The sequence below is a fragment of the Grimontia kaedaensis genome (assembly GCF_023746615.1).
Classification (GTDB): domain Bacteria; phylum Pseudomonadota; class Gammaproteobacteria; order Enterobacterales; family Vibrionaceae; genus Enterovibrio; species Enterovibrio kaedaensis.
The window spans coordinates 3458822-3470475 of record NZ_CP082275.1 but is presented as its reverse complement, the minus strand read 5'-3'; the positions used below and the strand labels follow the sequence as shown (position 1 = coordinate 3470475).

At 50.4% G+C, this 11654-nt stretch carries 13 protein-coding genes and 1 pseudogene; 12 read left to right on the top strand and 2 right to left on the bottom strand.

Features of this window, described 5'->3' with window-relative positions:
* Positions 1–114 precede the first annotated feature (114 nt).
* Positions 115–735 (top strand): flagellar protein MotX, encoded by a 621-nt coding sequence (gene motX / locus K6Q96_RS15510; RefSeq protein ID WP_251876752.1) that lies wholly within the window; start codon positions 115–117, stop codon positions 733–735.
* Positions 736–794: 59 nt separating this feature from the next.
* On the opposite strand, the gene hmpA is transcribed toward motX, so the two are convergent.
* Entirely contained in the window at positions 795–1982 is a 1188-nt protein-coding gene (gene hmpA, locus K6Q96_RS15505) for an NO-inducible flavohemoprotein (protein ID WP_251876751.1), read from the bottom strand.
* 203 nt (positions 1983–2185) lie between these two features.
* Between hmpA and nsrR the strand changes: the two genes are divergently transcribed.
* The 7 genes from nsrR (at position 2186) to rplI (ending at position 7587) form a co-directional block, all read left to right on the top strand.
* Entirely contained in the window at positions 2186–2620 is a 435-nt protein-coding gene (gene nsrR, locus K6Q96_RS15500) for a nitric oxide-sensing transcriptional repressor NsrR (protein ID WP_251876750.1), read from the top strand.
* Positions 2621–2733: 113 nt separating this feature from the next.
* A complete protein-coding gene (gene rnr / locus K6Q96_RS15495) occupies positions 2734–5223 on the top strand; it encodes a ribonuclease R (RefSeq protein ID WP_251876749.1) in 2490 nt (829 codons plus the stop codon).
* Positions 5224–5226: 3 nt separating this feature from the next.
* Positions 5227–5964, top strand: coding sequence for a 23S rRNA (guanosine(2251)-2'-O)-methyltransferase RlmB (gene rlmB, locus K6Q96_RS15490; protein WP_062666659.1), 738 nt, complete (start codon positions 5227–5229; stop codon positions 5962–5964).
* Between the two features lie 197 nt (positions 5965–6161).
* Complete coding sequence (gene rpsF / locus K6Q96_RS15485; protein WP_062666658.1) at positions 6162–6548, top strand: 30S ribosomal protein S6; 387 nt, start codon at positions 6162–6164, stop codon at positions 6546–6548.
* A 9-nt stretch (positions 6549–6557) separates the two neighbouring features.
* On the top strand, positions 6558–6860 hold the full coding sequence (gene priB, locus K6Q96_RS15480; protein ID WP_251876748.1) for a primosomal replication protein N: 303 nt from the start codon (positions 6558–6560) through the stop codon (positions 6858–6860).
* 16 nt (positions 6861–6876) lie between these two features.
* Entirely contained in the window at positions 6877–7104 is a 228-nt protein-coding gene (rpsR, locus tag K6Q96_RS15475; RefSeq protein WP_002539422.1) for a 30S ribosomal protein S18, read from the top strand.
* A 33-nt stretch (positions 7105–7137) separates the two neighbouring features.
* Entirely contained in the window at positions 7138–7587 is a 450-nt protein-coding gene (rplI, locus tag K6Q96_RS15470; protein WP_251876747.1) for a 50S ribosomal protein L9, read from the top strand.
* A gap of 146 nt (positions 7588–7733) precedes the next feature.
* On the opposite strand, the gene K6Q96_RS15465 is transcribed toward rplI, so the two are convergent.
* Positions 7734–8477: a DUF481 domain-containing protein gene (locus K6Q96_RS15465; protein ID WP_251876746.1), complete on the bottom strand. Its 744-nt coding sequence runs from the start codon at positions 8475–8477 to the stop codon at positions 7734–7736.
* Positions 8478–8653: 176 nt separating this feature from the next.
* On the opposite strand from K6Q96_RS15465, the gene K6Q96_RS15460 reads away from it, so the two are divergent.
* The 4 genes and pseudogenes from K6Q96_RS15460 to K6Q96_RS15445 form a co-directional block, all read left to right on the top strand.
* Positions 8654–10063, top strand: coding sequence for a replicative DNA helicase (locus K6Q96_RS15460; protein ID WP_062666651.1), 1410 nt, complete (start codon positions 8654–8656; stop codon positions 10061–10063).
* A gap of 32 nt (positions 10064–10095) precedes the next feature.
* On the top strand, positions 10096–11181 hold the full coding sequence (alr, locus tag K6Q96_RS15455) for an alanine racemase (RefSeq protein ID WP_251876745.1): 1086 nt from the start codon (positions 10096–10098) through the stop codon (positions 11179–11181).
* A gap of 27 nt (positions 11182–11208) precedes the next feature.
* Entirely contained in the window at positions 11209–11421 is a 213-nt protein-coding gene (locus K6Q96_RS15450) for a hypothetical protein (RefSeq protein WP_251879675.1), read from the top strand.
* Positions 11390–11623, top strand: a pseudogene (locus K6Q96_RS15445) (BamA/TamA family outer membrane protein); the annotation flags it as partial. The gene K6Q96_RS15450 and the pseudogene K6Q96_RS15445, both read left to right, overlap by 32 nt.
* Between the last annotated feature and the right edge of the window lie 31 nt (positions 11624–11654).

Sequence of the window (11654 nt, the reverse complement as noted above, 5' to 3'; positions counted from 1 at the left end):
GTAAAGTTCGGCAAATCCTTGCCGATATAGGTTAGGCAAGACACACCGTATCCAATGCCAGAGAGATGGATGATTCGCCTGTTTGGCAGAACAGAACCTGTATAGTGGGAAGGCATGAAACTGCGTACCTTATTTATATCCATGATGTTAGCCAGCCCTTTCGCCAAAGCGGAAGTGGGTCCGGCTCTTCCTGTGTATGAAGAGTCGCAATTGATCCGTCTGTTTGAGTCGAATACTCACCTTAAAAAAGTGAAAGAAGACGACTGTCAGCTCCTTCAAGATATCGAAGCCCGTGCCATTCGCGTTGAATCCCCAGCTTACCAGTTCCTTTATGGTGATATGTTGGCATGGGGTGTGTGTGTTGATAGAGATGTCGAAGCTGGCGTTTATTACATGCAGGTTGCGGCACAGCAGGGTTTGCCAGCGGCGCTAGAGCAACTTGGTCGCTATTACTCCAAAGGCACCTTGGTGCAGCAGGACAAAGAACGGGCGATTCCATATTTGCGTGAAGCTGCATCTCTCGGGAACACGCGGGCGAGGCTTCAATTAGCCGAGCTTCTGGTTGCTGATTACGGCAGTCCGCTGGATTACGAAGATGCGTATCGCTGGCTGTACCACACCATCACAGCAGACTCGTCCACGCACAATCGCATCGCTATGCTTAGACGCGCTTTAGAAGACAAGATGCCACGCAATGTCATTGCCCGTGCGAAACGGCGTGATACCTATTGGTAATGCTCAGAACGAATTAAAAATGCCCGCATATAGCGGGCATTTTGCGTTCTGTATGAGTCTTAAATTACTTTGTGTGGGCCAAAGCATTCGTAGAAAATACGATCTTTGTTGATGCCAGCATCGACAAGCTGTGTGGCTACGGACTGCATAAAACCAACCGGGCCGCAGAGATAGAAATCGCGGCTTACATCCTCTGCTAACCCTTCAATTTTACTGATGTCTATCATGCCTTGATGGTCAAATTGTTCACCCGGTGAATCCGCGTCTGATGGTTCACGGAACCACACGTCACGCTTGGCACTATGATGCTGGCTCAGCAAGGTATCAATGTGGGCACCAAAAGCATAGTGATCGCCATTTTCAGATGCATGTAGCCAGTGGATTTGGGCATCATGTTTACTGCTGAGAGATTCCAGCATCGACAGCATAGGGGTCAGCCCAACGCCACCTGAAATTAGAGCAACTGGGGTGTCGTTGTCCGAATGGAAGAAAAAGTCGCCGGTTGGTGGCGCGAGCTCAACGGTATCGCCCACGTTGAGGTGGTCATGCAGATAATTCGAAACCGTTCCCTGCGCTTCTCGTTTCACAGAGATACGGTAAAGCTCGCCATTTGGCGCGGCAGACAGGCTGTACTGGCGGATTTCCTGATTAGCAAATTGCTCAGGAGACAGGTATATGCCGATGTATTGCCCAGGCATATAGTCCGCGACTGACTGACCATCGACAGGGGCAAAAATGAAACTGGTGATCACTTCACTTTCAGGCGTTTTGCTGACTAGCTTGAAAGTGCGTGTGCCACGCCAGCCGCCGTTAGAGTCGGCGTTCTGTTGGTATATTTCCTCTTCGCGATTAATAAATACCTGTGCCAATACACCATAGGCTTCTGCCCATGCGTCTAACACTTCCTGACCTGGAGAGAAAAGCTCATCTATCGTTGCCAACAGGTTTTCACCGACGATGTCATACATTTCGGGCGTGATATTAAAACTCGCATGCTTTTGCGCGATCTTTTCGACGACTGGCAGCAGGGCTGGCAAGTTATCAATGTTGGCTGCATAGCCATACACCGCATTGAAAAGTGCTTCGCGTTGATCTCCCGTAAACTGGTTACTCATGTTGAAAATATTCATGAGTTCAGGATGTTGGCTGAACATGCGCTCGTAGAAATGCGCTGTCAGTTTAGGGCCGGTTTCAGCAAGCAAAGGGGCTGTGGACTTTACAATTTCAATGGTTTTCTCGTTGAGCATGAAGTTTACCTTCTTATGTTTTTAAAGATTCATCTTAAATGCATGTTAAAAGTTGTATCTAAAATGAATGTTTAAATCAACAAAAAGATTAAAAGGTATGATGATTTAAAACTGAGCAGTTTGGTTACTGAGACGTAAAGAAAAATCAGAGAGTGCGCGCTTTTTACTTTCAAAGTACACTGTGTGAAAGGAGAGTTGATAACGTGCAATTAACCAGTTTTACCGACTATGGCCTGCGGGCACTGATATATCTGGCTACCCTCCCAGAAGGAGAGTTGACGAGCATTACTGTGGTCACCGAAAAATATGGGGTGTCCCGTAACCATATGGTGAAAATTGTTCACCGTATGAGTCAGATAGGACTTGTGGAAGCTGTTCGGGGAAAGAACGGCGGGATCCGGTTAGGTAAACCTGCAAAGAGCATTGTTGTCGGCGAAGTGATCCGTGCTCTCGAACCTTTGCAACTTGTTAATTGTGAGCAGCCAAATTGCCACATTACGTCAGCTTGTCGTCTGAAAGGTGCCTTTGCGAAAGCTTTGGATGCTTTTCTTAACGAGATGGACAATTACACACTTCATGACATGGTGTCAGGCAATGATGACCTGAAGCACCTTCTTATCCCAGCGCGCCCGCTCTGATTCTCATCGTTTGAGACGAACTGCCAGTTTTTGTCGGTATTTCTTGCGGGTGCCCAATTTCTTTTATTCAAAGCGATATACTGAGTAGCACATGTCGCTAATGGGAATTTTATATGTCTCAGGACAAACACCTACATAGCAACGATCCTTTTTTGGGTCGTGAAGCAGAAAAATACGACAATCCTGTGCCGAGCCGAGAGCACCTCCTCGAGGTGATTAAAGGTTTTACCACTCCGGTAAGCCGCGACCAGCTTTTCGAAGTGCTGGGTTTGCGCAGCGACGAAGAATACGAGGGCTTGCGCCGCCGACTCCGCGCAATGGAGCGTGACGGCCAGCTCATTTTTACCCGCCGTCAGTGCTATGCACTGCCTGAGCGCCTGGACCTCGTCAAAGGCACCGTGATTGGTCACCGCGACGGTTTCGGTTTCCTGCGCCCGGAAGGCAAAGGCAACCGTGAAGACTGGCTGCTGCCACATCACCAGATGAAGCAGGTGATGCACGGTGATTTCATTCTTGCGCAGCCGGCAGGAACGGATAAACGCGGCCGCAAAGAAGCCCGCGTGGTTCGTGTGCTGGAAGAGCGAAAAGGCCAGATTGTTGGCCGCTATTTTGTCGAAAACGGCATGGGCTTTGTGGTGCCGGATGACTCGCGTCTCAGTCAAGACATCGTGATCCCGCAAGAAGAGCGTAAAGGCGCACGTATGGGTAACGTTGTGGTGGTGGAAATTTTCCAGCGTCCAACCCGTCAGCACAACCCGGTGGGCCGTGTGGTTGAAGTGCTGGGCGAAAACATGGCGCCAGGCATGGAAATCGAAATTGCCGTGCGTACCCACAACATTCCGCACGAGTGGCCACAAGACGTCGAAAAACAAATCAAGAGCTTCACCGAGCAAGTACCGGAAGACGCGAAAAAAGGTCGTGTTGATCTGCGTGACTTGCCGCTTGTCACCATTGACGGTGAAGATGCCCGTGACTTCGATGACGCCGTATTCTGTGAGAAGAAAAAATCTGGCGGATGGCGCCTTTGGGTCGCGATTGCAGACGTGAGCTACTACGTACGTCCAGACTCGGCGTTGGACAAAGAAGCAGTGAATCGCGGTAACTCGGTGTACTTCCCGTCGCAGGTCATACCAATGTTGCCGGAAGTGCTTTCCAATGGCTTGTGTTCACTGAACCCACAGGTAGACCGCTTGTGTATGGTGTGTGAAATGACTATTTCAGAAGCCGGTAAGCTTTCCGGCTTCAAACACTACGAAGCGGTAATGAACTCCCACGCGCGTCTGACTTACACCAAAGTCGCTGCGATGCTCGACGGTGATGAAGAACTTCGCGAGCGCTATGCGCCGTTGGTTCCGCATCTGGAAGAACTGAATCGTATGTACAAAGCGTTGAAGGCGTCACGCGAACATCGCGGTGCGATAGAGTTTGAAACCGTTGAGACCAAATTCATCTTCAATGCCATGCGTAAGATTGAGCGTATTGTGCCAGTTGAGCGTAATGACGCCCACAAGATCATCGAAGAATGTATGATTCTGGCGAACATCGCATCTGCGCGTTTTGTTGAGAAAGCCAAAGAGCCTGCGCTATACCGCGTGCACGAAGCGCCGGGCGAGGAGCGTCTCACTGGTTTTAAAGACTTCTTGAGCGAAATGGGTCTGGCACTTGAAGGTGGCTTAGAGCCGTCTCCAACCGATTACGCCAAACTGGCGCATTTGATTGCTGGCCGTCCAGATCAGGAACTTATCCAAACTATGCTGCTGCGCTCTATGAAGCAGGCGGTATATCAGGCCGATAACTCTGGTCACTTTGGTCTGGCGCTCAAGCAGTACGCGCACTTTACCTCGCCAATCCGTCGTTATCCGGATTTGCTGCTGCACCGTGCGATCAAATACCTGATTGCCAAAGAAGAAGGTCGAAACAAAGACCGTTGGACTCCAACCGGCGGCTATCACTACTCCTTTGATGATATGGACGTGATGGGCGAACAGTGCTCGATGACAGAACGCCGTGCAGATGACGCAACCCGTGATGTCTCTGACTGGCTTAAGTGTGAATACATGCAGGATCATGTTGGCGAAGTCATGGAAGGCACTATTGCCAATGTTACTGGTTTCGGTTTCTTTGTACGCCTGAAAGAGCTTCACATTGATGGCTTGGTGCATATCTCGAACCTTGACAACGACTATTACAACTACGACATGGTGGGGCAAAAACTGGTGGGCGAGAGCTCTGGTCGTATTTTCCGACTTGGCGATCAGGTCACGGTCAAAGTATTATCCGTCAACCTTGATGAAAGGATGATCGATTTCGAGCTGGACGGAACAACCCGTAAAGCGCGTGGAGCAGGTAAAACTGCCCGCAATAAAGCCAAGAAAGGCCGCGCCGAGTCAGGGAAAAATCCTGAAGCCCGTCAAGAGCGTATGTCTGTTCGCCAACAGTTGAAGCGTGGCGCAATTCCAAAAGGTGAGGGTGATAAAGCCCCGTCCGGAAAGCGTGGCGGCAAAAGCGAAAACCCGGCGAAGAAGAAAACCAAGGCAGAGAAGGTGCGCAAGAAAAAGGCGCAGAAAGGCAAACCAGCCAGAGCAGGCAAGAATAAGAAGTAATCCATGAGCAATGAAATGATTTACGGCATCCACGCCGTTAAAGCCGTACTGGAATCTGATCCGTCCCGCTTCATCGAAGTCTTCGTACTGAAAGGCCGTCAGGATGATCGTGTATTACCTGTATTGAATGAGTTGACCCGCCTAGGTATCACTCTGCAGGAAATGGGCCGTAAAGCACTGGATGACAAAGCGAAAGGTGCCTCTCATCAGGGCTTGATTGCCCGCGTGAAGCCAGGTCGCCAGTACAATGAAAACGACCTCGACATCATCCTGGATGGCAAAGAGAGCCCTCTGCTATTGGTGTTGGACGGGGTGACGGATCCACATAACCTGGGCGCGTGTCTGCGTAACGCCGATGCTGCTGGCGTGTGCGCGGTGATTGTGCCGAAAGACAAATCTGCTCAACTAAACGCGACAGCTCGCAAAGTGGCTGTTGGCGCTGCAGAAGTGGTGCCTTTGGTTCGTGTGACCAACCTAGCCCGTACCATGCGTGCGTTGCAGGAAAAAGGCGTGTGGTTTGTCGGCACTGCTGGTGAAGCAACTCATGACGTGTATGACGCGAAACTGACTGGACCTCTGGCGATAGTGATGGGCGCAGAAGGTGATGGTATGCGCCGATTGACCCGCGAGACTTGTGACGATCTCATCAGCATTCCGATGGCTGGCAGCGTGTCGAGCCTTAACGTGTCGGTCGCGACTGGTATCTGCCTGTTTGAAGCTGTGCGCCAGCGCCGCGGATAACTCCAAGAAAACAGACCGTTTTCACACAAAGCAACGCCCGGTAATTTATTTCTCCGGGCGTTGTGCTTTTTGTTGCTATTAGCGGCGCAATTCTGTACTATCCTGCCTCCAAATTCCCGGTCTTTTACTTTCGTTCCTTGCTTCCGCTGGACGACCGGGCCAAGCGTGGAAGCTGAATAATCCGTAAGGAGCAACCAATGCGTCATTACGAAATCGTATTCATGGTGCACCCTGATCAAAGCGAGCAAGTTGCTGGCATGATCGAGCGTTACACTGGTTCTATCAAAGAGTCAGGTGGTCAGATCCACCGTCTGGAAGACTGGGGCCGTCGTCAACTGGCTTACCCAATCAACAAACTGCACAAAGCACACTACGTTCTGATGAACGTTGAAGCTGAGCAATCAGTTGTTGATGAGCTGGAAACTGCGTTCCGCTTCAACGACGCTGTGATCCGTAACATGGTCATGCGTACCAAAGGCGCTATCACTGAGCCATCTATCATGATGAAGGCTAAAGAAGAGCGCGCACCACGTCGCGAAGAGCGTGCAGAAGCACAATCTGAAGGCGAAGCAGCAGCTGAGTAATTTGACTTGATGACCAATCGAATTGAGCTTGCAGGTGTTATCACCCAGGGGCCGATTCGAAAACAGAGTCCTGCCGGAATACCTCATTGTCACTTTGTGCTTGAGCATCGTTCGGAACAACAGGAAGCTGGATTGCCAAGGCAAGCCTACTGCCGATTACAAGTGGTAGCGAGCGGGCAAGGTTCTCAATACAAAACACAGCATTTAGCTCTAGGTAGTAACATTAAGGTAAGTGGGTTTCTCGCTTACCAGACCAGCCGAAACGGCGCAGGTAGATTAGTGTTACATGCCGATGAAATTATAGATATTTAGATCAGGAGATAGCCCCATGGCACGTTTCTTCCGTCGTCGTAAATTCTGCCGTTTCACTGCAGAAGGCGTACAAGAGATCGATTACAAAGACGTAGCGACTCTGAAAAACTACATCACCGAAGCTGGTAAAATTGTACCTAGCCGTATCACTGGTACCCGTGCTAAGTACCAGCGTCAGCTGGCACGCGCTATCAAGCGTTCACGTTACCTGGCTCTGCTGCCATACACTGACAAGCATCAGTAATCGGCACTGTCCAAGTTAATAGAGGAATAGATAATGCAAGTTATTCTGCTTGATAAAATCGCTAACCTGGGTGGTCTGGGTGATCAGGTAACTGTTAAGTCTGGTTACGCACGTAACTTCCTTATCCCACAAGGTAAGGCAGTAATGGCAACTAAATCTAACGTTGAGCACTTCGAAGCTCGTCGTGCAGATCTGGAAGCTAAAGTTGCTGAAGCTCTGGCAGCTGCACAAGCGCGCGCTGAGCAAGTTGAAGCACTGGAAGCGGTAGAAATCGCTTCTAAAGCTGGTGACGAAGGTAAACTGTTCGGTTCTATCGGTACTCGTGACATCGCTGACGCTGTAACTGCAGCTGGCGTTGCTGTAGCGAAGAGCGAAGTTCGCCTGCCAGAAGGTGCACTGCGTAACACTGGTGAGTACGAAATCAGCGTGCAACTGCACTCTGAAGTATTCGCTACTGTTAAGCTGAACGTTGTTGCTGAGTAATTCAGACGCATCGTCGCTTTGAAAAAACCGACCTCAGGGTCGGTTTTTTTGTGCCTGGAGTTTGGGAAAGCGATGCTAGGAAAGAGCAAGGATCATGCTTCTATACCGATACCATCCCAAATAACGCGTTACCCAGCGCCGACAAGTTAGAATTTGTAAAGCATATTCACGGTGAAGATCGAATCCAAGTTCTCAAGACCCGGAGGGACTTCACTGATGTATTTTTGGGTTGTGGAAAGCTTAATCGCCAGATCGTCAATGAGGCTGGTGGATACCGATGCCCGCGCTTCAAAACTGGTGTTGCTTGGTCCACTGATTGCCGTAATTCGACCTTCAAATAGGGCGGTCTTAGCCATTTGCCAGGACAGCTCAGCCTGTCCACGCAAAATCGCCTCTTCCACGTCATGAGGCAGGATAAGGTCATCGTCGTCCAGTTCATCCAGATTTGGGGATTGATAACGGTAACCGGGGCCAATTTCCAACAAGAGTGATAAATCTTCCTGCCAAATCGCCTGATAACCCAATCCAGTTGCAACGGTCAGATCCTTAAAATACGGGCCGTATTTATCATCAAGAAAGCTGATGTTTCCCCACACGTAGCGCTTGGGGTCAAACTTGTAGTTAGCCTGACTTTCGAACTCGCTTTTGCGCTTGTCTTCCTCACCATCTTTTTCAACCAGCAGGAACTTTGCTTCTGAGGTGTGTCGGTAAGGACCTTCGGTGTAGTTAACCCCGAGGCGGCTATTGATGGTCATTGAGTCTGAGTTGCCGGATAGCGCTTGGAACCCAAGCTCGACTTCTGATTGCCAAGGTTCAGGTACACTGGCGCTTGCACAAAGAGGGAGTGCCACCAGACAAAACAGAGACGGTTTCAGTAGCGACGACGCCATTTAGGTTACCATTACAACATCAGGAGCCACATTCTATATAAATCCTCCTGCATTTCGTCAGCAACACGTTAAATTGGCAGGTAAAAAAGTCGTGGTCGCTCCAAAGCGGCTAGCGATAGTTATTCGCCAGACGTTCTGGGTATAATGTCGGTCGAATCGACAAGGTAATAAGTGATATGGCAGAGCAACGCAGCAAGCAATTTAATTCCAACAAACCCAAAGACCGTCAGGTTGATGCCCTGAAGGTGCCACCGCACTCTTTGGAAGCCGAGCAGTCAGTGCTGGGCGGTCTGATGCTGGACAACGAGCGTTGGGACAGCGTGGCGGAAAAAGTGGTTGCTGCAGACTTTTACAGCCGTCCTCACCGGCTGATTTTTGAAAGCACCAAACAGCTGCTGGATGCTGGTCTGCCCCTTGACCTGATCACTCTCTCTGAGAACCTTGAAAAACACAGCCAACTAGAAGATGTAGGCGGCTTTGCTTACCTTGCAGAGCTTGCGAAAAATACCCCAAGTGCGGCGAACATCGTTGCCTATGCAGATATTGTCCGCGAACGTGCGATGGTGCGTAACCTTATCAGCGTCGCTAACGAAATCGCTGATGCAGGTTATGACCCAGAAGGCCGTACTTCTGAAGACTTACTCGACATGGCGGAAAGCAAGGTTTTCGCCATTGCAGAATCACGTACCACTGAAAACGAAGGTCCACAGAACATCGACAATGTTCTGTCGAAAACTCTTGAGCGTATCGAAATTCTGTTCAAATCACCGCAAGACGGTGTGACCGGTGTGTCGACCGGCTTCGCAGACCTCAACAAGAAAACTGCAGGCCTGCAAGGCTCTGACCTCATCATCGTGGCCGCGCGTCCATCCATGGGTAAAACCACCTTTGCGATGAACTTGTGTGAAAACGCCGCGATGGATCAGGAAAAGCCGGTACTGATTTTCTCGCTCGAGATGCCAGCCGAACAGCTAATGATGCGTATGCTCGCGTCACTTTCCCGTGTTGATCAGACTAAAATCCGTACCGGTCAGTTGGATGATGAAGACTGGGCGCGTATTTCATCGACCATGGGTATTCTGATGCAGAAGAAGAACATGTATATCGATGACAGCTCAGGCCTGACACCGACGGAAGTGCGCTCACGTGCGCGCCGCGTGGCGCGTGAACACGGTGGTCTGTCGATGATCATGGTCGACTACCTTCAGCTGATGCGTGTTCCTGGTCTTCAGGATAACCGTACCCTTGAGATTGCCGAGATCAGCCGCTCGCTAAAAGCGCTGGCAAAAGAATTGAACGTGCCTGTTGTGGCCCTGTCGCAGCTTAACCGCTCGCTGGAACAACGTGCAGACAAACGCCCTGTCAACTCCGACTTGCGTGAATCGGGCGCAATCGAGCAGGATGCGGACCTTATCATGTTTATTTACCGTGATGAGGTTTATAACCCGGAAAGTCCGCTCAAAGGTATTGCGGAAATCATCCTCGGTAAACAGCGTAACGGTCCTATCGGTAGCGTGCGCCTGACCTTCCAGGGTCAGTTCTCCCGCTTTGATAACTATGCGGGCCCAGCGTTTGACGAAGAATAAAACGGCTTGTTAAGAATTAACCGCGAGGTGTTATGAAAGCGGCGACAGCAATCATTAAAACGGCAGCCCTGAACCACAATATCGATGTTATCCGTGCTTTGGCACCAAACAGTCGAACCTGGGCGGCAATTAAGGCAAATGGTTACGGACATGGTCTTCTTCCTGTAGCAAGAGCACTTTCTTCACAGGCAGATGGCTTTGGCGTCGCGCGCCTTGATGAGGCCGTGAGCCTTCGCGCGGGCGGGATTGTGAAACCCATCCTTCTGCTTGAAGGTTTCTATTCGTCTGCGGACTTACCGACACTGGAAGCGCAAAACCTCCAAACGGCGGTTCACTGTATCGAGCAATTGGAAGCGCTGGAAAAGGCCAACCTGGAGCACCCGCTCCATGTTTGGCTGAAAATCGACACCGGTATGCATCGCTTGGGTGTGCGTCCTGAGTATGTGGCCGAATTTATCGAGCGACTGAATACCTGCCCGAATGTCGCGAAACCACTCAACTTTATGAGCCATTTCGGCTGCGCGGATGAACCAGAAAAGCCAGTCACTCAGCAGCAAATCACACTGTTTGAAGAACTGACTTCCGGGCAGTCTGGCTTTAAATCGCTGGCGGCCTCCTCCGGTAGTCTGATTTGGCCAAACAGCCACTTTGACTATGTTCGCCCTGGTATCAGCCTTTACGGTATTTCGCCGATGGCAGAGCGCTGCGGTAAGGACTTCGGACTTAAGCCTGCGATGACCATGACTTCTAGCCTTATCGCTGTACGTGAAGCCAAGAAAGGTGAAACGGTTGGTTATGGCGGACGCTGGATGACAGAGCGTGATACCAAAATCGGTGTGGTAGCCATTGGCTACGGCGATGGTTATCCCCGCGTTGCGCCTGATGGCACACCTGTAATAATCAATGGCCGGCGTGTGCCACTTGCGGGACGTGTCTCCATGGACATGATCACCATTGATTTGGGTCCAGAAGCGACCGACCGCGTGGGCGATGAAGTGCTCCTGTGGGGAGATGACCTCCCTGTAGAAGAAATCGCCCGTCATGTAGGCACCATTGGCTATGAGCTTGTCACCAATCTCACATCCCGTGTTGACTTGATTTATACCAAAGGTCAATAGGCTCTAACGTGTAAGTTGTAAAATGTTTTGAATCTGAATTTTTCTAAAGCCGTAACCCGCGTGACGGCTTTCTTATCTTTGCCATTATTGCTTTTTCAAAATGGCGTTCTGGCATCAAATCACCCAGAGCCGGAATCGTTGGATATTGAAGTGGTTCCGTTTGTCTCCTACACTGAAACCTTGGGCTTTTCTGCCGGAATGGTAGTCTCTGAGCCAGTTACCCGTTTTCAATTGGTATGACGTGCCATGGTGGCAGTGGGTGCTATTCACTGATGTTGGCCGGGTAGCGGATGAGTACGATTTGAGTGAGCTACACAGTGATATGAAATGGAGCGCCGGCGCAGCAGTGCGTTTTCAGGTGGAAGGTATTGTCGTGCGCTCAGAGATGGCTGCGGGCTCAGAGGAAAGCATTTTCCGGGTAATGATTAACCAGCCCTTCTGATAAAAGAAAAAGCCCCAAACTCAGTTCGGGG